18 protein-coding genes and 1 pseudogene are annotated in these 20,162 nt (G+C 69.9%); 7 read left to right on the forward strand and 12 right to left on the reverse strand.

Going from position 1 to position 20,162, the window contains the following annotated elements:
• Positions 1-17: 17 nt before the first annotated feature.
• From EV193_RS09105 to kdd, 9 genes are all read right to left on the reverse strand, one after another.
• Positions 18-710: a class I SAM-dependent methyltransferase gene (locus EV193_RS09105; protein WP_242613234.1), complete on the reverse strand. Its 693-nt coding sequence runs from the start codon at positions 708-710 to the stop codon at positions 18-20.
• A 70-nt stretch (positions 711-780) separates the two neighbouring features.
• Positions 781-1,554, reverse strand: coding sequence for a polyprenol monophosphomannose synthase (locus EV193_RS09110; RefSeq protein WP_130343539.1), 774 nt, complete (start codon positions 1,552-1,554; stop codon positions 781-783).
• Positions 1,526-3,157, reverse strand: a complete 1,632-nt coding sequence (lnt, locus tag EV193_RS09115; RefSeq protein WP_130343540.1) for an apolipoprotein N-acyltransferase — start codon at positions 3,155-3,157, stop codon at positions 1,526-1,528. Before lnt ends, EV193_RS09110 begins: the two co-directional genes overlap by 29 nt.
• A gap of 29 nt (positions 3,158-3,186) precedes the next feature.
• Positions 3,187-3,615: an SSI family serine proteinase inhibitor gene (locus EV193_RS09120; RefSeq protein WP_130343541.1), complete on the reverse strand. Its 429-nt coding sequence runs from the start codon at positions 3,613-3,615 to the stop codon at positions 3,187-3,189.
• Positions 3,616-3,738: 123 nt separating this feature from the next.
• The gene (kal, locus tag EV193_RS09125; protein WP_130343542.1) at positions 3,739-4,152 is read right to left on the reverse strand and encodes a 3-aminobutyryl-CoA ammonia lyase; all 414 of its coding nucleotides are present in this window, start codon (positions 4,150-4,152) and stop codon (positions 3,739-3,741) included.
• Positions 4,149-4,883: a lysine 5,6-aminomutase subunit beta gene (gene kamE / locus EV193_RS09130; RefSeq protein WP_130343543.1), complete on the reverse strand. Its 735-nt coding sequence runs from the start codon at positions 4,881-4,883 to the stop codon at positions 4,149-4,151. The genes kal and kamE overlap by 4 nt, the downstream gene beginning before the upstream one ends.
• Positions 4,880-6,454, reverse strand: a complete 1,575-nt coding sequence (gene kamD, locus EV193_RS09135) for a lysine 5,6-aminomutase subunit alpha (protein WP_130343544.1) — start codon at positions 6,452-6,454, stop codon at positions 4,880-4,882. Before kamD ends, kamE begins: the two co-directional genes overlap by 4 nt.
• Complete coding sequence (locus EV193_RS09140; protein ID WP_242613235.1) at positions 6,451-8,040, reverse strand: amidohydrolase; 1,590 nt, start codon at positions 8,038-8,040, stop codon at positions 6,451-6,453. Before EV193_RS09140 ends, kamD begins: the two co-directional genes overlap by 4 nt.
• A gap of 201 nt (positions 8,041-8,241) precedes the next feature.
• A complete protein-coding gene (kdd, locus tag EV193_RS09145; protein WP_130343545.1) occupies positions 8,242-9,276 on the reverse strand; it encodes an L-erythro-3,5-diaminohexanoate dehydrogenase in 1,035 nt (344 codons plus the stop codon).
• Between the two features lie 78 nt (positions 9,277-9,354).
• Here kdd and EV193_RS09150 point away from each other — a divergent pair, with 78 nt between their 5' ends.
• Positions 9,355-10,767 carry a KamA family radical SAM protein gene (locus EV193_RS09150; protein WP_242613236.1) on the forward strand — a complete coding sequence of 471 codons (1,413 nt, stop codon included), beginning with the start codon at positions 9,355-9,357 and terminating at the stop codon, positions 10,765-10,767.
• A 298-nt stretch (positions 10,768-11,065) separates the two neighbouring features.
• On the opposite strand, the pseudogene EV193_RS34710 reads toward EV193_RS09150, so the two are convergent.
• A pseudogene (locus EV193_RS34710) lies at positions 11,066-12,004 on the reverse strand (DUF222 domain-containing protein); the annotation flags it as partial.
• 231 nt (positions 12,005-12,235) lie between these two features.
• On the opposite strand from EV193_RS34710, the gene EV193_RS09160 reads away from it, so the two are divergent.
• The 4 genes from EV193_RS09160 (at position 12,236) to EV193_RS09175 (ending at position 16,050) form a co-directional block, all read left to right on the forward strand.
• Complete coding sequence (locus EV193_RS09160) at positions 12,236-13,096, forward strand: phosphatidylinositol-specific phospholipase C/glycerophosphodiester phosphodiesterase family protein (RefSeq protein WP_130343547.1); 861 nt, start codon at positions 12,236-12,238, stop codon at positions 13,094-13,096.
• 28 nt (positions 13,097-13,124) lie between these two features.
• Positions 13,125-13,355, forward strand: a complete 231-nt coding sequence (locus tag EV193_RS09165; RefSeq protein WP_130343548.1) for a hypothetical protein — start codon at positions 13,125-13,127, stop codon at positions 13,353-13,355.
• Between the two features lie 136 nt (positions 13,356-13,491).
• Positions 13,492-14,907 carry a S28 family serine protease gene (locus EV193_RS09170; RefSeq protein ID WP_242613237.1) on the forward strand — a complete coding sequence of 472 codons (1,416 nt, stop codon included), beginning with the start codon at positions 13,492-13,494 and terminating at the stop codon, positions 14,905-14,907.
• Positions 14,908-14,991: 84 nt separating this feature from the next.
• Complete coding sequence (locus EV193_RS09175; protein WP_130343550.1) at positions 14,992-16,050, forward strand: GDSL-type esterase/lipase family protein; 1,059 nt, start codon at positions 14,992-14,994, stop codon at positions 16,048-16,050.
• Here EV193_RS09175 and EV193_RS09180 read toward each other — a convergent pair.
• Positions 16,047-16,637: a TIGR03086 family metal-binding protein gene (locus EV193_RS09180; RefSeq protein ID WP_130343551.1), complete on the reverse strand. Its 591-nt coding sequence runs from the start codon at positions 16,635-16,637 to the stop codon at positions 16,047-16,049. The two genes, EV193_RS09175 and EV193_RS09180, sit on opposite strands and share 4 nt — an antisense overlap.
• A 99-nt stretch (positions 16,638-16,736) precedes the next feature.
• Between EV193_RS09180 and EV193_RS09185 the strand changes: the two genes are divergently transcribed.
• The gene (locus EV193_RS09185; protein WP_130343552.1) at positions 16,737-17,714 is read left to right on the forward strand and encodes a helix-turn-helix transcriptional regulator; all 978 of its coding nucleotides are present in this window, start codon (positions 16,737-16,739) and stop codon (positions 17,712-17,714) included.
• 43 nt (positions 17,715-17,757) lie between these two features.
• On the forward strand, positions 17,758-18,441 hold the full coding sequence (locus tag EV193_RS09190; protein WP_130343553.1) for an ArsR/SmtB family transcription factor: 684 nt from the start codon (positions 17,758-17,760) through the stop codon (positions 18,439-18,441).
• Positions 18,442-18,483: 42 nt separating this feature from the next.
• Here EV193_RS09190 and EV193_RS09195 read toward each other — a convergent pair whose 3' ends face one another.
• A complete protein-coding gene (locus EV193_RS09195) occupies positions 18,484-20,088 on the reverse strand; it encodes an MFS transporter (RefSeq protein ID WP_423202144.1) in 1,605 nt (534 codons plus the stop codon).
• Positions 20,089-20,162: the final 74 nt, after the last annotated feature.

The following is a 20,162-nucleotide window of genomic DNA, read 5'->3' on the forward strand; positions in this document are numbered from 1 at the left end:
CATGTCCAGGCCCCGGATCAGGCGACAAGCAGACGCACGCCAAGCTCTGCCGCGTCGAGATCGATCAGGTCGCGGTTGCGTTCGGCCCAGTGGCCGGATGCGAGGTCATCACGGAGGCCGCGCACTGCCCGCTGCTCGGCGACCGGCCCGACTCTGGCCCAGATCGACATCCCGCGACGGATATCCTCGTCCAGGTACGCCTCGGGCCGGCGCCAGTAGGCCTCGTAGAAGCCGTCCGCGCAGTCCCACGGAATGAGCACCGGTTCCACCGTGGCACCGATCGAGCAGGCCAGCTCGGGCAGCGACGGCCGGCCGACGAGAAGGCCGGCGCGCTCGGGCAGATAATCGCGATCCAGCCAGAATAGATCGAGGGCGCTGAAGTCCTTGGTGAACACCACCACGCGGCGCGTGACCCGCCGCATCTCGCGCAGACCCGCGATCGGGTCCTGCCAGTGATCGATGGTGGCGAAAGCCATCGCGGCGTCGAAGGACTGGTCCTCCAACGGAAGGCTCTCCGCGAACGCAGCCACGCACGGCGCCGCGCCTGCTTGGCGCTGCGCCCGCATGACCGCCGACGGTTCCACCGCGGTGACGTCACGGTCGGAGGGCTCGTAGGAGCCGGTGCCCGCCCCGACATTGAGCACGGTCCGCGCATCGCCGAGCGCGGCCCAGACCTGGCTCGCGATCCGCGGCTCGGTGCGCCGAGTCACGGTGTAGGTGGCTCCGATGGCGTCGTACAGCTGATCTCCGGACTCATGTCCGGCGGGACCCGAGTCCATGTCAGCCCTGGCGGCTGAACACTCCACGCAGCTGCTGGCCGCGGCGGCGCAGGCCCCACTTGGTGACCCGGAGCAGCGCCTCGCGGATCACGCTGCCGGTCATCTTCGACTCGCCGCGCTCGCGCTCGGTGAACGTGATCGGCACCTCGACCACGGTGAACCCGGCCTCCAGCGTGCGCCACGCGAGATCGATCTGGAAGCAGTAGCCCTGCGAGGCGACGTTGTGCAGCTTGATCTTCTCCAGCACGGCGCGCCGGTAGGCCCGGAAACCCGCGGTGAACTCCTTGATCTGGCCGCCGAGCGCCATCCGCGAGTACAGGTTCGCGCCCCGGGAGAAGAACTCGCGGCGCTTGGGCCAGTTGACCACCTTGCCGCCGGGCACCCAGCGTGACCCGAGCACCAGGTCGGCGTCGGACAGCGCGTCCAGCAGCCGAGGCAGGTCCTCCGGCGCGTGCGAGCCGTCCGCGTCCATCTCCACGACGACCGCGTAGTCGCGCTCCAGCGCCCAGTCGAACCCGGCCACGTAGGCGGCGCCGAGGCCGGCCTTCTCCGTGCGGTGCATGACCTTCACCCGCTCGTCGGCCGCCACCATCTGGTCGACGATCTCACCGGTCCCGTCCGGGCTGCCGTCGTCCACCACGAGCACGTGCACCTCGGGCAACGCCGCGTGCAGCCGCTTGACGATCGGCTCGATGTTGTCCCGCTCGTTATAGGTCGGGATCACCACCAACACAGGTGTGAGAGTGTCACCGCTGCTCTGTGGCTGGGCCGCCATTGTTCTCCTCTTCCCGACCTGGATCACGACGACGCCGGCGCATCACGATCGCCACTCCGAGTGCGGCCAGCCCGGCGGCGACCATCAACCACTCCGGCAGCGCGCCGAGTCGATCCGACAGCGTAGTCGCTGTCCGCAGCGGCACCTCTTCGACCAGGGCTGCCGGCACGAACAGGTCCGTGTTGGCGACGACCGAGCCGTCCGGGCGCACGATCGCGCTGGTGCCGCTGGTTGCCGCGACGATCACCGCGCGGCCGTGCTCGACCGCGCGCACGCGGTCCATGGCCAGCTGCTGGTAGGTCATCTCGGTGAGCCCGAAGGTGGCGTTGTTGGTGGGCACCGCGAGCAGGTTCGCGCCGTTGAGCGTCGAGTCGCGCACCCGGTCGTCGAACGCGACCTCCCAGCAGGTGGCCAGGCCGATCCGAGCCGCACCCACGGCGAACACGGTCGGCTCGCTGCCCGGCTGGAAGTTGCCCGCCTTGTCCACCGTGGAGCTGAACAGCCGGAAGAACGAGCGCATCGGCATGGTCTCGCCGAACGGCTGCAGCTGGCGCTTGGTGTAGGTGTCGGTCGGCCCGGCGTCCGGGGTCCAGAGCACGACCGTGTTGCGCGGGTTGCCGTCGTCGCCGACCAGCACCGCGCCGACCGCGATCGGCACCCCGATGGCGCGCGCCGCGCGGTTGATCGCCTCGCGGGCGTCGCCGTTGCGGTACGGGTCGATGTCCGAGGAGTTCTCCGGCCAGATGACCACGTCCGGCCGCTTGACCCGGCCGGCGTTCACGTCGGCGGCGAGCTGCTCGGTGCGCTTGACGTGGTTGTCGAGCACGGCGCGCCGCTGGGCGTTGAAGTCCAGGCCGAGGCGCGGCACGTTGCCCTGCACGGCGGCGACGGTGATCGTGCCGGCCTGCGCGTCGGTGCCGACCATGGGCAGTGCGGAGACCGCGGCGACGATCGGGAGTACGAAGGCCAGCGCCGGCGCGACGATCACCCGGACCGCCACGCGCCGCTCGACGATCACGCGAACGAACGCGGCCAGCCCGAAGCCGGTGAGTGCCACGGCGAAGGCGACCAGCGGCGTGCCACCGACCGCGGCCAGTGCCACGTACGGGCCGTCGGGTTGCCCGAAAGCCGTTTTGCCCCAAGGGATCCCGTCGAACGGGAAGATCGAGCGGAACCCCTCACCCGCCACCCAGAGCATCGCCGCCCACACCGGCGCGGCGGGCAGCACGGTGGACAGCACGGAGATCGCCGCGCACGGCAGCGCGAGCAGCAGCGACATGGCCAACGCGAGCGGCACGGAGGCGATCAGGCCGACGTACACCCCGGTCCAGGCCAGCAGCGGGATCATGAGCCCGAGGCCGAACAGCAGTCCGTAGCCGTACCCGGCGCGCCCCCGGCGGCCGTGCAGCAGCCAGTACAGGATCGCGAATCCGATGGGCGCGAGGAACCAGACGGTCCTCGGCGGGAAGCTCAGGTACTCGAGTACGCCAGCGCCGACCGCCAGCGCGCCGCGGGCCAGCACCGGGGCTGCCCGGCGGGCCCGCGACGGCGGCGAGGTCTCTGGCGTGGCCGGTTCGTCCGGCGAGAGGGTGGGTGCGACCACCCGACAAGCCTACGGCCACGGCTGGACGGTCAGATGTCCGGCAGGACCGGCACCATGTTGCTCCAGCGGCCCAGCTCGCAGCCGGTCTCCCGGGAGAACTCGGCGTCGATCCAGCGGCCGCGCCAGAACCCGGTGACCCGGGCCTCCTCCGGCCCGCCGTAGATCAGCGTGCACGCGGTGCCGGGCGGCACCGGTGCGAACGGGTTCTCGGTGTTGCCGGCAGAGGCGAGCCGGTGGCAGGCGGGGCCGACGTTCGGGTGGGTGCCGGTGTCCGGCGAGCACTTGAGCGACCACACGGCGGCGGGCATGGGCGTGCTGCCGTCGGTGTACCTGATCGTCAGCTCGGTGCGGTTGTCTCGCGTCGGCTCGGCCGGGTCGGCTTTGGCGGCGAAAGACGTGACGGTCGCGGCGGCGATGCCGATGACAGCCACCGCGGCGACGACGCGAACGGTCTTCATTCAGGGCGCTCCCAAGGGTGTGGTTGTTCTGCCCTGCAGGACTACCGCCGATGGGGCGCCTACCTCCCAGTACTCACCCCATCGTGCGCCCGTCGATCGGGTGATCGTTCGCCGATGTCACGATCAGTCACCGCTGTCGGCCGGCTTGGGGACGACCACGGTGCCGGTGGCTCGGGTGACCACGACCGGCGGGTCGAGCGCGTCAGCCGCGGACGGGCCGCGCTCCGGGGCGGCCCGGCAGACCACGCGCGCCTCGAACTCCATGGTGCGCGACCGGTTGCCGATCCGCGCCAGCGTGGCCGTCGCCTCGATCACGTCGCCGGCCTGGATCGGCGCGAGGAACTCGACGTTCGAGTAGCCGGCGAACAGGCCCTCGTCGCCGTCGGTCCGGATGCACATCTCGGTGGCGACATCGCCGAACATCGTCAGCCCGTACGCGCCGTCCACGAGGTTTCCCCCGTAGTGCGCGTGCGAGTAGGGCACGTAGTGCCGCTGCGTGACGGTGAAACCCACGGACAAACTCTCTGCCAGGCTCATACCTTCTCCTTGATCGCGTGCACGAGGTAGCTGGCCACCTCGCCTGGTGTGGTGCCGCGTCCGAAGACCCGGTCGACGCCGAGTTCGGGCGCCATCAGCGGGTCGAACCGCGGCCCGCCGGCGATCATGAGCGGCCGGCGCTCGCCCATGGCCTCCCGGAACGCCGCGGACATCTCCTGCGTGTTGAGGATGTGCGCGTCCCGCTGGGTCACGACCTGCGACACCAGTACGGCGTCGGCCTTCTCGGTACGCGCGCGCTTGACGATCTCCGGCACGGTCACCTGGGCGCCGAGGTTCACCACTCTCAGCTCCCGGTAGTACTCCAGGCCCTTCTCCCCCGCGAACCCCTTGATGTTGAGGATCGCGTCGATGCCCACCGTGTGCGCGTCCGTCCCGATGCAGCCGCCGACGACGATCAGCTTGCGGCGCAAGGACTTCTTCACGTAAGAGTTGACCTCGGCCGGGCTCAGCAGCGGGTACTCGCGCTCGACGACCTTCACCTCGTCGAGGTCGACGATGTGGTTGACCGAGCCGTACACGACGAAGAAGGTGAAGCCGTCGCCGATGGCGTGCGAGTGCACCACCATCGCCGGATCGATGCCCATCTTGTTGGCGAGTTGCTGGGCGGCGCCGTCCGCGCGCGGGCCGTGCGGCACCGGCAGCGTGAACGACACCTGCACCATGCCGTCGCCGGTGGCGTCGCCGTAGGGGCGGACATGTCGCTTGGTCATTTCGTCGCCCCCGTCTCCAGCATCTCGATCGCCGGGTTGACGTAACCGTCGGCCTTGGACACCACGCCGTCGGTGCCCTTTCCCTTGTCCTGCGGGCGTTTCATCAGCCCGAAGGTGCCGTCGCCGATCGCGTTCAGCAGACCGTCGTCCACGATCCGGTCCAGCAGATCGACCGCCTCGCCGAGCACCTGATGCGCGCGTTTGACGATGTACCCGTCGCGCGCCGGCACGAAGTCCTCGCTCAGGTTGCCGGCCGCGTTGAGCACGTAGCGCACGTTCGCCACGGCGAGATCGCGATCGGACAGCCACGGCGTGACGACCGCTTCGGTCATCATGCCGACGAGCAGGATCGACTGTCCGGTGAGCACGCCGGCGAGGTTGAAGAACCCGTCGAGCAGGTGGCCGCGGAACACGTCGCCGGTCATGTGCTTGGTCGGCGGCATCCACTTCAGCGGTGCCTCCGGGAACAGCTCGCGGGCCAGCAGCGCGTGCGCCAGCTCCATCCGGAACGACTCGGGCAGATCGGGGTTGATCTCGAACGCGTGCCCGAGCCCGAGCAGCTCGTTGGGCAGGCCCGCCTCGTGCGCGAAGTGCTCGTTCAGCAACTGCGAGACGGTGACCGTGTGCGCGGCCTCCACGGCGTCCGCGGTGGTCAGGTAGTTGTCCTCGCCGGTGTTGATGATGATCCCGGCGCGGGCGTGCATGGCGCGCGAGAACCGTTGGTCCACAAAGGTTCTGATCGGGTTGATGTCGCGGAACAGGATGCCGTACATGCAGTCGTTCAACATCATGTCCAGCCGCTCGAGGCCGCCGAGTACGGCGATCTCCGGCATGCACAGGCCGGACGCGTAGTTGGTGACCCGGATGTAGCGGCCGACCTCCTTGGACACCTCGTCCATGGCGGCGCGCATGATCCGGAAGTTCTCCTGCGTGGCGTAGGTGCCGGCGAACCCGTGGTGCGTGGCACCTTCCGGCACGTAGTCGAGCAGGGACTGCCCGGTGGAGCGGATCACCGCGATGATGTCGGCGCCGGCGCGGGCGGCGCTGGCGGCCTGCACGACGTCCTCGTCGATGTCGCCGGTGGCCACGATCAGGTAGATCCACGGGCGCTGCGGCGGATCGCCGATCTTGGTGATCAGCTTGTCGCGCTGCGCCCGGTTGCGGTCCACCTGGCGCAGGCCGCGCGCGATGGCGACCCTGCCCGCCTTCGCGGCCCGACGAGCGGCGGCTCCGGTCGGCACCGTGTACTGGATCTGGCCGGCGGCGGTCGCCTCGGCCAGTTCGGTCAGTGTCCCGATGTCGTTGCGCGCCAAGGCATCGAAGACCGGCAGTACCGCGCCGTGCTCCAGCCCGCAGTGCTCGCGGACGGTGTCCACCACACGGTTCACCCAGGGGATGTCGCCGGCCCGGTGGGTGGTGTCCGCGCCGGTGATGCCGGCCAGCCGCAGCGTGGCCCGTTCGACGGCGACCGTGGTGTGCGCCTTGGCGATGTCCACCACCGGCTCGGCCGCCTTGGCCGCGAGCCGGCGCGCGGTCGCGACCACTTTCGGGTCAAGGTCCAGCAAGCTCACCGGACTACTCCTTCGTAGATCGTCCGTCCGTTGAGGACGGTGCGCAGACAGGTGGGCAACGCGTTCTCGTCGTCCAGCGAGGGCAGTGGCGGCACTCCGGAGCGCGGGTCTGTCGACCACCGCTGAACCCGCGAATCCTGTTGTGCCGCAACGAGTTCTCCGGCTTCCCAGACGGCGTAGGTGGCCGGTGCGCCGGGTGTCAGGGTGCCGGTGACGCCGTCGTCGACGCCGGCAGCCCGCCACCCGCCTCGGGTGTGCGCGGTGAACGCGGCGCGCGCGGACAGGCCGGCGCCCTCGGTGCGGTGGTGCACGGCGGCGCGCACGGTCCGCCACGGGTCGACCGGCGTGACCGGCGCGTCCGAGCCGAGCGCGAGCACCAGTCCGGACGCGGCCAGCGTGGCGTACGGGTTGAGCGCGGTCCCCCGCTCCGGCCCGAGCCGCTGGGCGTACATGCCATCGGTGCCGCCCCATTCCGCGTCGAACAGCGGCTGCACGGAGGCGACCACGCCCCAGCCGCCGAGCTGTGCTGCCTGTTCGATGGTGACCATCTCCAGGTGCTCCAGCCGGTGCCGGGCGCTGGCCAGCGCCAGCCGTCCGACGATCTTCTCGGCGCACGCGAAGCCCTCGATCACCTCGGCGACGGCCGCGTCCCCGATCACGTGGAAGCCGGCCTGGAACCCGGCGTTCGTGCAGGTCACCAGATGATCGGCGATCGCGCCCGCGTCCAGGTACAGCGCACCCGTGTTGCCCGGATCGTCCACATAGGACTCCAGCAGCGCGGCGGTGCGGGAACCCAGCGCGCCGTCCACGAACAGGTCACCGCCGAGGCCGAAGGCGCGGTGCCGGACGGCGAGTTCCGCGTCACCCCGCTCACCCCAGTAGCCGACCACCTCGGGGAGATCCTGTCCCGACAGCGCGAGGAGTTCGGCGAAGTCGTCCGCGCCGGCGATGTCCGGACCGCCGCATTCGTGCACGCACGCGACCCCGAGGGAGGCGACGTGGGTGAGAAACGCGGTCTGGGCGTCGCGGCGGCGCCGTGCCGAGATCGTGTCCCGCGCGGCGGCCCGCACGTGGTGGTGTGCCGCCCTGCTCAGCGGCCCGTCCGTCGACCAGCCTTCCGCCTCGCGCACCCCGGGCGCGCGGTCCAGCAGCGCCGTGGTGGCGAGTGCGGAGTGCACGTCCACCCGGGACAGGTAGACCGGCACGCCGCGCGCGGCCTCGTCCAGCTCCGCGCGCGTCGGCGGACGGTTCTCCGGCCACCGCGTCTCGTCCCAGCCGTGACCCCACAGCGGCTCGCCGTCCGCGTGTTTCCCAATGGTGGCAAGGAGTTCGCCGAGCGAGCCGCAGCCGGTGAGGTCGAGGCCGGTGAGCCGCAGGCCGGCGGAGCTGGCGTGCACGTGCGCGTCCACGAACGCCGGGGTGACGAACGCGCCGTCGAGCGGGACGACCTCGGCGTCGGGGTGCAGCGCGCGGCCGGGCCCGTCCTGGCCGACCCAGACGACGGTGCCGTCGGTGACGGCCATGGCGGTCGCGTCCGGTGCGGACGGCGAGTAGATCCGTCCTCCGGTGAGCAATGTGGTGGTCACGGTGGGAGTCTCCGCTAGAGCCTGTTCCAAAGAGCTGCGTGGGTGGTCCGGTAGGGCACGCCCAGGCGGCGATCTACGGCGTTGGCGTCCGCTCGAGTATGCCCAATACGAGTCGCGAACGCCGCCTTGTAGCTCATCCACCTGGACGCGCCCGGGTGGTCACCCGGCGAGGACCGGGGTAGGCGACCCTTCGAAGCACGGCTAGCGGGCCTCGAACAGCGAACGCACCCCGGGCTCGGCCCGCAGCAGGTCCAGCGCGAACGCCGCATGCCCTGGCACGTAACCGTTTCCGACGAGCATGGTCACGTCCGCGGCGAGCCCCTCGGCGCCCAGCGCGGCGGCCGGGAACGACGTCGCCATGGAGAAGAAGATCACCGTGCCGCCGTCGCAAGTCGCCAGGATCGCGCCGTGCTCGCAGCCGGGGACGTCGACGCACACCACCGTCACGTCGACCTGTTCACCCACCGCCGCCGCCACGGCGACCGGGTCGCGCGCGTCGGCCAGCACCACCTCGTCGGCGAGCCCGGCTTCACGGACGGCGGCCGCCTCGGTCTCCGTCGGCACGAGCGCCACCAGCCGGCCCGCGCCCGCCCGCCGCGCAGCGACCAGTGACAGCGAACCCGATTTGCCGCCGCCGCCCAGCACGCACACCGAGGGCGACTCGCCCACACCCCGCACCACGCGGTCGGTCAGCGCGGGCGCGCCGCACACATCAAGCACAGCCAGCGCCAGCTCGTCCGGCAGATCATCGGGCAGCTTGGCCGCGATCGACCGTCCGAACAGCACGGCTGTGCCGGCGCACGGCACCTGCTCGCTGTCGCCGTCCCAGGTGGACAGTCCGTCGGCGATCCGCAGCGGGGTGAGGGTGAGCGACACCAGCGTGGCGATCCGGTCGCCGACCGCGAGCCCGAGCGGCGAGTCCGGCCCGACCTCGCGCACCGTGCCGAACAGCATGCCGCCGGAGCCGGTGACCGGGTTCTGCATCTTTCCGCGTCGCTCGACGATCTCCAGCACGGCGGCGCGCACGGCGTCCCCGGAGCCGTGCTGCTCGCGGAGCTGGCGGTAGGACGCGGCGTCCAGGTTCAGCCGCTCGACGTCCACCACCACCTCGTCCGGCCCGGCGGCCGGTGTGGCGTCCAGAACGTCGGCCTGCTGGGGCAGCACACCGGCGGGCGACACGACTCTGTGCAACCCGTACGCGGTTTGAAGCCGCTGGTCGAGCGTCGACGACGTCACACACACCTCCGAAGAATTTACGTCTGCTTGTTCATCTGGCAGCATATCTTTACGCCACACTGACGGCTAGGAGCACAGATGACCGCGGTTACCGAACCTACGGCCACCACGACGACCGTCTCCGATGCGATCCATCGGAACGGCCACCAGCCATACGAGTACGCGCGCAAGGAGCTCGTCGAGCCCGACTGGCGCAGATTCCCCGGCTGGCAGGACGTCACCGAGGCGCAGTGGCGTGACGCCCAGTGGCAGCGCGTGCACTGTGTGAAGAACATCAAGCAGCTGCACGCCGTGGTCGGCGACCTGCTCACCGAAGAGTTCTACGACGAGCTCGCGGTCGACCAGGAGAAGCTCGCCACGATGTCGATGCTGCTGCCGCCGCAGATGCTCAACACGATGGCGCCCGCCGCGGAGGCTTCGCCCGAGGCGTTCACCAAGGCGTTCTACGCCGACCCGATCCGCCGCTACATGGTGCCCGTGCGCAGCGACCGCGACCCGGTGTGGCCGAACCACCCGCACTCCTCGCGCGACTCGCTGCACGAGGCGGAGATGTGGGTGGTCGAGGGTTTGACGCACCGCTACCCCACCAAGGTGCTCGCCGAGCTGCTGTCCACCTGTCCGCAGTACTGCGGCCACTGCACCCGCATGGACCTGGTCGGCAACTCCACGCCGCAGGTCGACAAGCACAAGCTCACGCTGAAGCCGGTCGACCGCCAGGACCAGATGATCGAGTACCTGAAGAAGACGCCAGGCGTGCGCGACGTCGTGGTGTCCGGTGGCGATGTGGCCAACGTGCCGTGGAAGCAGCTCGAGTCGTTCCTCATGCGGCTGCTGGACATTCCGACCGTGCGCGACATCCGGCTGGCCACCAAGGCGCTCGCCGGCCTGCCGCAGCACTGGCTGCAGCCCGCCGTCGTGGAGGGCCTTGAACGAGTGGCCCGCACCGCCGCGCGGCGCGGCGTGAACCTGGCGATCCACACGCACGTGAACCACGCCCAGTCGGTCACGCCGCTCGTCGCTGAGGCCGCGCGCACCGCGCTGGAGGTCGGCGTGCGAGACGTGCGCAACCAGGGCGTGCTGATGCGTGGAGTGAACGCCACACCGGACGATCTGCTCGACCTTTGCTTTGCCCTGCAAGGAGAAGCGAGCATCCTGCCGTACTACTTCTACATGTGCGACATGATCCCGAACGCCGAGCACTGGCGGGTGGCCGTGTGGGAGGCGCAGGAGCTGCAGCACGCGATCATGGGCTATCTGCCCGGGTACGCGACGCCCAGGATCATCTGCGACGTGCCCTACGTCGGCAAGCGCTGGGTGCACCAGCTCGCCGAGTACGACCGCGAGCGCGGGATCTCGTACTGGACGAAGAACTATCGGACCGGCATCGAACTGGACGATTCGGACGCGTTGGACCGCCGTTACCCGTACTACGACCCGATCGCCACGCTGCCGGAGTCGGGCCAGCAGTGGTGGCGCGACCACCAGGACTGAGCGAGCGTCGGAGGCTCGGGCCGACGACTAACGGTGGTGGGTCGGGGTCGGTGATGGGTTCCGCGCGGACGGTTGTTTTGTGTCCGAGTGGGCTGCGGGTGATCACGGTGTCGGGTTCGGGTTGTTCGACCTGCCAGCCGGGCTTCTCTTTACACAGGTTGTGCCGTTCGCAGCGCGGATTCAGATTGCACAAGCAGGTTCGGCCGTCATCAGCGTGCCGGAGGGTGTGATCGATCTGGCACCGTGTGGCCGGCCTGTCACACCCGGGGTGAGTACATCGGCGGAACCGCAATCGCACATTCTCGGCCATCGCCGCCGGCGGATACCGTTTCCGCCCCACATCAGTGATCATCCCGCTCGCCGGATCATAGAGAATTCGCCGCCACGTTGATTTCTCGTCGGCCGCAAACTCCCGCACGACCTGCGCGGGGAGTATGTCGACGCCGAACAGTTCACCCGGCTTGTCGTCCACACCCAACAGCGTGGTGTGCGGCACGGTCACCCACACAATCGTCTTGATGTGCGACTGGTTCTCCCCGCAGAAGTGCTCGACGGCGACATCGAACCGCAAATTATCGAGACTGCGCGCGTCACCCCGTTGCTTCAACCGCCGGGCGTGTTGGTCAATCCGCACATACGCGGGGTAGAGCTGCTCCACCGGCCCTCGTATACCGAGGAAGGCCTCCCCGTCCTCGTCCTGCTTGAAGGTGACACACCGGTCCTTGCGGCGCACCAGGCGGCGTTGCTCCGCGCCGTCGGGGTCGACCTTGTTCACCCAGTAGCGCACCTTGCGCTGAAACCGGGTGTAGTAATCCGGCGGATCCGCCAACACAGCGGCCTCCACCCGGGCGGCGTGCTCATCCGACAACGGGCGCGTGACCTCATACATCGCCCGAGCCTTCGCCCAATCGATCACACCCCGCCCCAACGCGGACAACGTCGCCGGCAGCCGAGCCACCAACGCCTCAGCCATCACCACCTGATGACTGGCGTGCCCCGGTGACCACTTCAACGCCTGCCCGATCTCCTCAGACACATTCTCCACCCCACCACGCAACTGGTCGTACCGAGCCAGCAGCCGAACCTCATCAGCACACAACGCAGCCTTATCCCGCTCAACAATCTCCAACTCCGCAACCGTGCTCGCCTCATCCGGCGTAAACGGCCCATCCGAGAAATCGAACTCAGGCTCGCCAAATTCTCGGGGCGCGGTTGCGAGAACCGCGTCCCAAGACATTTCCTCACCTATTACCAACACACCACAATTCTACCGGACCATCCACGAAAATGGCGTCCCCCATTCCGGTGGCAAGCTGGTCGCCCTGACACGCGAACGATGTCCAACCACGAGAGGGCGACCAGCGCGGCAGTCAAACGACAGAAAGTGCACAAGAGAACGCCGATCAACCCGCCAAGAGATCGCCCAAAGTTCACCACCAGATCACCCCTCCCCGCTAGCGTGCCCGACATGCGCTCCCGCCTGTTACCGCTGCTCCTCGTCGCCCTAGCCGCGCTCGTCGGTGCCGCCTCCTCCCCCGCGGCCGCCGACCGCCCGCACAGTCCACATCGGACAGAGCCACTCGCAAAAGCCCACGCGCACAACGACTACGAGCACGCCCGCCCCCTGCACGACGCGCTCGACCACGGATTCACCAGCGTCGAAGCAGACATCTTCCTCGTCGACGGCCAGCTCCTGGTCGCACACGAAATCGGCCAAGTCGATCCCGAGCGCACCCTCACCTCGCTCTACCTCGAGCCCCTGCGCCAGCGAGTGATCGACAACCACGGCACCGTCTACCGCGGCAAGCCGATCGAGTTCCAACTCCTGATCGACATCAAGAACTCCGGCACCGCCACCTACGAGCTGCTTGACCGCACCCTGCGCGACGAGCGCTACGCCTTCCTGTTCACCCACTACCGCGACGGCAAGGTGAAGCACGGCGCAGTCGCAGCCGTGATCTCCGGCGACCGCCCGCGCGCGATCATGGAAGGACAGACCGACCGCCTGGCGTTCTACGACGGCAGGATCGCCGACCAGACCGACCTCGGCCCAGGCGCCGACGCCCGGCTCACCGCACTCGTGAGCGACAACTGGACGAAGCTCTTCACCTGGACCGGCACCGGCGAGTTCCCCGCCGCCGAGCGAGCCAAGTTGCGCGACCTGGTCCGCCGCTGCCACGACGCCGGCCAGCGCATCCGCTTCTGGGCCACGCCGGACTCCCCCGGCCCGGCCCGCGACGCGCTGTGGCGTGAACTCGTGAACGCCGACGTGGACCACATCAACACCGACGATCTCGCCGGGCTCGCCGAGTTCCTGTCGAACCCCTAATACGTTCGTAGGGATCACAGATATTTGATTGCGTAGCCATACGTGTTGCTCGATCTACGACAAAGGCCCGCTGGCACTGCACGCCCTGCGGAAAGCGGTCGGCGACGAGTCCTGGAATCGGCTCATCAAGCAATGGACGCAGGACAACGCCGGCGGAAACCAGGGCATGACCGATTTCCAGAACTTCGTGGAGAAGGCCTTCGGGCAGCAACTGGACGAGCTCTTCACCGCGTGGTTCGACGGGACCGTGATCCAGTGAGCTGCTCCGGACGGCCTACGCCGTCCGGCTCTCACCCTCCCCACCAGCAGGATCTACCGGATTCCGTCACGATAGGCGAAGATCTGTCGCTGATGGCCGCAGGTCCATGCGGCCGCCATTGCGAGGGAGAAGTTACGTGCGACAACGACACAGGCGTGGGCTCGTCGCCCTGCTGACGACGGTGCTGGCGGTGACCGGCGTCGGGTTGGCGGCGACGTCGTCCGCGAACGCCGGACCGAAGGCCGCTGACATCGTCGACCAGTTGAAGGCGATCCCCGGCATGGCGGTGGTGTCGGAAGGCCAGCCGCCGGTGCCCGGCTACCGGTTCTTCTTCCTCACCTACGACCAGCCGGTCGACCACCGCAAGCCGAACGCCGGCACGTTCAAGCAGCGGTTCCAGTTGCTGCACAAGTCGACCGACCGACCGATGGTGCTGCACACCACCGGCTACAACATGCCGGAGTACGCGTTCCGGTCCGAGCCGACGAAGATCATCGACGGCAACCAGATCTCCACCGAGCAGCGGTTCTTCGAGCCGTCGCGGCCGGAGCCGGCCGACTGGTCCAAGCTGGACATCTGGCAGGGCGCCACCGACCACCACCGGCTGGTGGCCGCGCTCAAGCCGATCTACTCCGCGAAGTGGGTCTCCACCGGTGCCTCCAAGGGCGGCATGACCTCGGTGTACCACCGCAGGTTCTATCCGTCCGATGTGGACGGTGTGGTCGCGTACGTCGCGCCGAACGACACGATCAACCCGGAGGACCGGCGCTACAACCGGTTCTTCGAGACGGTCGGCACCGACCCGGGGTGCCGCGCGAAGCTCGACGAGGTGCAGCGGCAGGCACTGCTGCGGCGCGAGGAGATGCTCGGCAAGCTGCGGGCTCAGGCCACCGCCGAGGGCTGGACGTTCGACCAGGTGCTCGGCACCGCCGACCGCGCATTCGAGATGGCCGTGCTGGACACCGTGTGGGCGTTCTGGCAGTACACCGTGCAGGACGCCTGCGTGACGGTGCCGGCGGCGAACGCCTCGACCGACGAGCTCTACAAGTTCATCGACGAGATCGTGAGCTTCGGGTTCTACGCCGACCAGGGCATCCTGCCGTACACGCCGTACTACTACCAGGCCGCGACCCAGATGGGCTGGGCCGACCTGAAATTCCGGCACCTCAAGGGTTTGCTGCGCTACCCGGGGCTGTACCAGGCCAACTCCAGCCTGCCGCCGGACCTGCGCTCCCGGCACGAGGCGTGGCCGATGATCGACGTGGACATCTGGGTCCGCACGCGCTCCAGCCAGATGCTGTTCGTCTACGGCGGCAACGACCCGTGGGGCGCCGAGGCGTTCGAGCCGAGCCGGCAGGACTCGTTCAGCTTCACCGCGGCCGGTGCCAACCACGGTGCGAACATCGCCGCGCTGGCCCAGGCGGACAAGGACGCGGCAACCTCGGCGCTGCTGCGCTGGGCCGGCGTCTCCACCCAGGCGACCGCTCGGACGCAGACATTCCTGCCCGAGTTGGACCTGCGCGACCCGCGTGACCAGCGCCGTCCCTTGTAGACGGCTCGAGTAGCACTCGCGCGGCGCGGGGAAACGGTTGCCGCCTAACCGTTTCCTCGCGCCGCGCCGCTACCCTGGGAGACGATGCGTCTGTCCCGGTGGCACCTCGGTGCGCTCGTCCTGCTCGCCGCCATGATCGTGGTCGGCGCGTTCCTGGTGGTCGGCGATCAGCCGTCGCCGCAACCCTCCCCCGAGCCGGCGCCCGGCCCGGCCGCGCCCAGAGTCGTGGTGGCCATGGGCGACAGCACGGTCTCCGGCGAGGGTGCCGGCGACTACGAGACGGGCACCAACGGCGAGCGCGGCAACTGGTGCCACCGGTCCCGCAAAGCCTTGGTGCACAACATAAAACTGCCCGGCGTCGAGCGGACGATCAACCTCGCGTGCTCGGGCGCCGCCTCGGCGCAGGTGGGACTCGGCGACGCCATCCAGTACACCGAGCCGTCCCAGGCCGGCCGGCTCGCCGAGATCGCCCGGACCGAGCGGGTGGTCGCCGTGGTGATCGCGGTCGGCGCGAACGACGACCCGGCGTTCGCGCACTCGCTGGACGCGTGCGTGCGCGCCCGGTTCGGCGGCACGCCGTGCAGCCAGAAGCTGTCCGAGGACTGGCAGCGCAAGGTGGACGCGATGGTGCCCAAGGCGACGCGGGCCGTGCGCGACGTGAACCGGGTGCTCACCGACGCCGGGTACGGGCCGGACGACTACCAGCTCGTACTCCAGTCCTACGCCGCCCCGATCGCGCCGAACATGGTGTCGGAGCTGCAGAACCTCTCCGGGTGTCCGTTCAAGACGGAGGACCTGCGGTGGGTGCGCGACGTCGCGGTGCCCACGCTCACCGCCGGGCTGCGCAAGGTCGCCGACCAGACCGACGCGCGGTTCCTGGACCTGTCCTCGGCCGGCACGGGGCACGAGGCGTGCACCAACCGCACCGAGCCGACCCGCGAATGGTTCCGCCGGCTCGCGGTGTCCTGGCAGGACCTCAACGACGACCAGCGCGCCGGGCACGCGCTGCAGGAATCCTTCCACCCCAACGCGCTGATGCACGCCGAGATCGGCCGCTGCCTCTCGGAGTTCCTGGCGACCTCCGAGAGGCGCGCGGCCTGCCTGCTCGGCGGCGACGGCCAACTACACGCGGCCCCCAGCTAGGCCGCCACCCACTTCGGGTCGCGGCCCATCCACGCGGCGAGCCGGTCGAACGCCGGCGCATCGTCGGACACTGCCACGACCGGGCCGAACGGGACGCCCTCGTCCTCGCGGATCGCGGCCGGAAGGTACTGCATGGCGACCGGAAGGCAGTGCGCCGCAACGGAATCGTCCAACAGGTCAGGTCGGCCGATCGCCCTGGCGAGGTCCCACGCGTGGGTGGCGAGCTCCGTGCAGTAGCTGCCGAGCGCCGAGGTGGCCGGCACGATTCCCCACGGCACCGTGACCGTCCCGTCAAGCACCGCGTCGCCGGCGAGCACTGTCTCCAACTCGGCTCGGCTGTCCTTCCATCGCTCTGCCCAGCCGTCGTCCGGCACGCCGCTGGTCACCGTCGGCGCCGTGGAGACGTCGCCACCGGTGAACACGATCGCGATTCGGCGCAGCACGGCGTCCAGGTGCGCGATCAGGGTGCGCGCGTCGTACTCGGTGCACGGCGTCGGCACGTCGAACGCGGCCGCCTGCGTGGCGAACACGATCCGCTCGACGTGGTCGATCGCCGTGCTAAGGGCCGGGCGAGGGTCGTCGGTCATGGGGTCTCCTTGAGGATTTGGGTTTCTCACCTGCTTTCGAGCACCCTCTCAATCAGTAGGTGACACCTTCTGTCACCTTTGTCTGGCAGTGTTCGAGTCATGCGCGCCGACCGGTTGCTTCGCCTGCTGCTCCTGCTGCAGCAGCACCCGAAACTGTCGGCGGCCGCGGTCGCCGAGCGCCTGGAGGTGTCGCGGCGGACCGTGCTGCGCGACATGGAGGCGCTGTCGACGGCCGGTGTGCCGGTGTACACCGAACGCGGTCGCGGCGGCGGGTGCGTGCTGCTGCCCGGCTATCGCGCCGATCTGAGCGGGCTGACCGCGCGCGAGGCGCAGGCGCTGTTCGCCTGGACCGGACAGGCCGCGCTGGCCGAGCTGGGGTTGGACGGCGCGCTGCGGTCGGCACTGGCCAAGCTGTCCGCGACCATGCCCGAGGTGACCCGCGCGCAGTCCGCCGCGCTGTCCGACGTGGTCGTGGTGGACCGCAGGCCGTGGTTCGCCACCGCGGGTGGCACCGACGCGCTGCCGGCACTGCGCCAGGCGGTGCTCGCGGGCCACCGGGTGCGTGTCCGGTACGCGTCCAACACGTCGGGCACCGGCGCCCGCACCCTCGACCCGTGGGGACTGGTCGACCACAGTGGACGGTGGTATCTGGTCGCCGCGCACCGCGGCACCGCGCGCCTGTACCGGGTGTCCCGGGTGGAACGCGTCGATGTGCTCGACACGCCGTGCCAGCGGCCTGATGGGCTGGACGTGCGGGCCGAGTGGGAGCGGCTGCGCACCGGGTTCGAGGCGAAGCGCGGCGCCGTCCCGGGCGTGACCGTCACCGTGCGCGTCGATCCCGACCAGCTGTCCTGGGTGCGACGGATCTGCGCCTCCAGGTTGGGCGGCGGTGCGAGGCCGGAGCAGCTCCCGCCGCTGGACGGCGACGACTGGCCGAGACTGCGGCTGGCGTTCGACATCCGCAAGCAGGCGCTGGGCATGCTGCTCGGCTTCGGCACCACGGTCCAGGTGCTCGAGCCGGCCGAGTTCCGCGACGAGCTGGCGCGCACGGCGGCGGAGGTCGCCGCCCTGTACTGACGTGTCGGCCGGCACCGACACGTCGCTCGCCTACCGTGGACGCATGCGCACCCGTGGCCTCGCCGAAACCGCCGCCGTACTGGCCGAGCCGGCTCGGGCGGCAATGTGCCTCGCGTTGCTCGACGGACGTGCCTGGACGGTCGGCGAGCTGGCGACCGCGGCGGGTGTCGCGCCGTCCACCGCCAGCGAGCATGTGTCCACATTGGACGGTGCGGGGTTCGTGGAGTCGCTGAAGCAGGGCCGGCACCGGTACGTGCGGATCGCCGACGCCCAGGTCGCCGCGCTGATCGAGCGGCTGGCCGAGCACACCGACCACCGGCCCGCGCCGGCCGGCCTGCGCGCGTCGATCAGGGCGAAGCACCTCACCGCCGCGCGCACCTGCTACGACCACCTCGCCGGCCGGCTCGGCGTGGCCGTGCGCGCCGGCATGGTCGACCACGGCCTCGTCGACCTGTCCAGCGGGATTTCCCTGACGTCGCAAGGGAAGTCGGTGCTCGCCGAGCTGGACGTGCCGCTCCCCCTTGCCGGCCGCCGGCCACTGCTGCGTGACTGTCTCGATTGGACGGAGCGCACTGAGCACCTCGGCGGCGGAGTGCCGGCCGCACTGCTGGACCGCGCGCTGGCGGCCGGCTGGGTGCGTCGCGGCGACGGCCGGGCGATCACCGTGACACCCGCCGCGCGGGAACCGTTCGCCGCACTCGGCGTGGACATCGACGCACAGCGGTAGGCGCCGGCCCCCGGACCGGCGCCTACCGCGTTCACGTGTCCTCTATGCCGCCGCGGGCTCCGGCTCGCAGGGCTCACGGTCCTCCGAGTCCAGCGCCTCGTCCGGCTCCGGCTCCTCCACGCCGGTCGGCGGAACGTGCCGCAGGACTCGGGCCACCACCGCGGCGAGCACCAACACCAGCACCGTCCCCACGCCGGCCGCCGTGTGCAGCCCGTCCACGAACGCCTCGCGGGCCGGGGCGAGCAGGTCGGCCGCCGCCTGCGGAGGCAGGTGCTGCGCGGTGGCGACCGCACCGGCGATGCTCTCCCGTGCCACGTCGGCCGCCTGGGCGGGAATCTCCGCCGGCACCGCACCGGCCATCTGGTCGCGGTAGATCGCCGTGCCGATGCTGCCGATCGTCGCGACGCCGAGCGCGATGCCGAACTCCGCACTGGTCTCCGACATCGCCGACGCCGAGCCGGCCTTCTCCGGCGGTGCCGCGCCGACCACCAGGTCCGGGCTGAGCGCGAACGGCCCGGTGCCGATCGACAGGACCACCAGCGCGGCGATCAGCATCGCCAGCCCGCCGACCGCGCCGACCTGCAGCAGCATCACGAACGCGATCGCCATGACCACGAAGCCGCCGGCCATCACGTAGGCCGGACGGACCCGCCGGGCCAGCAGCGGCACCCGCATCGACGCGACGATCATCACCACCGCGCCCGGCACCTGCCACAGTCCGGCCTCCAGCGGCGACATGCCCTCGACCATCTGCAGGTACAGGGTGATGAACATGAACAGCCCGCCCATCGCCGCACCGCCGAGCAGGCCCATCGTGAGCGCCGTGCTGAACGAACGGTTGCCGAACAGCCGCACGTCCAGCAGCGGGTTGTCCGAGGTGCGCTGCCGGCGCACGAACACGGCGCCGAGCACGAGACCGATCACCAGCGCGCCGATCGGCACCGGCTGCCAGCCGTGCTTGGCCAGTTCCTTCAGGCCGTAGATCACCGGCAGGATCGCGCCTAGCGACAGCAGCACGCTGACGAAGTCCAACCGCTTCGCCTGGCTGGCGTCACGGAACTCGGGCAGCAGGATCGGGCCGGCGACCAACAGCAGCACCATGACCGGGACGCCGAGCAGGAACGCCGAGCCCCACCAGAACCATTCCAACAGCGCGCCGCCGACCACCGGGCCGATCGCCATGCCCGCCATGAAGCTGCTCATCCACGCCGCGATCGCGACACCCCGTTCGCGCGGGTTGGTGAACATGTTGCTGATCAACGCCAGCGTCGACGGCATGAGCGTGGCGCCGGCGATGCCCATCAACGCGCGCATCGCGATCAGCATCTCGGCGCTGGCCGCGAACGCCGCGAGCACGGACGCCACGCCGAACGCGGCCGCGCCGAGCAGCAGCAGCTTGCGTCGCCCGATGCGGTCGCCGAGCGTTCCCATGGTCACGAGGAACCCGGCGATCATGAAGCCGTAGATGTCGGTGATCCACAGCTGTTGGGTCGCGTCCGCGCCCAGGTCGGCGCTGAGCCTGGGCAGGGCCAGGTACAGCACGCTCATGTCGAGCGACAGCAGCAGGGTGGGCAGCGCCAGTACGCCCAGCCCGATCCACTCGCGCCGCCCGGCGCGGGCCTGTGTCCCCTGGTTCGTTTCCATCATGGTTCCTCTGTTCCGTGAAGATCCTTGTCCCAAGCTTGCGACCTCGACCAAACTGGAGGTCAAGGACGCCGTCG

Origin of the sequence: Herbihabitans rhizosphaerae (assembly GCF_004216555.1) — a bacterium.
In the GTDB taxonomy this organism is placed as follows: Bacteria; Actinomycetota; Actinomycetes; order Mycobacteriales; family Pseudonocardiaceae; genus Herbihabitans; species Herbihabitans rhizosphaerae.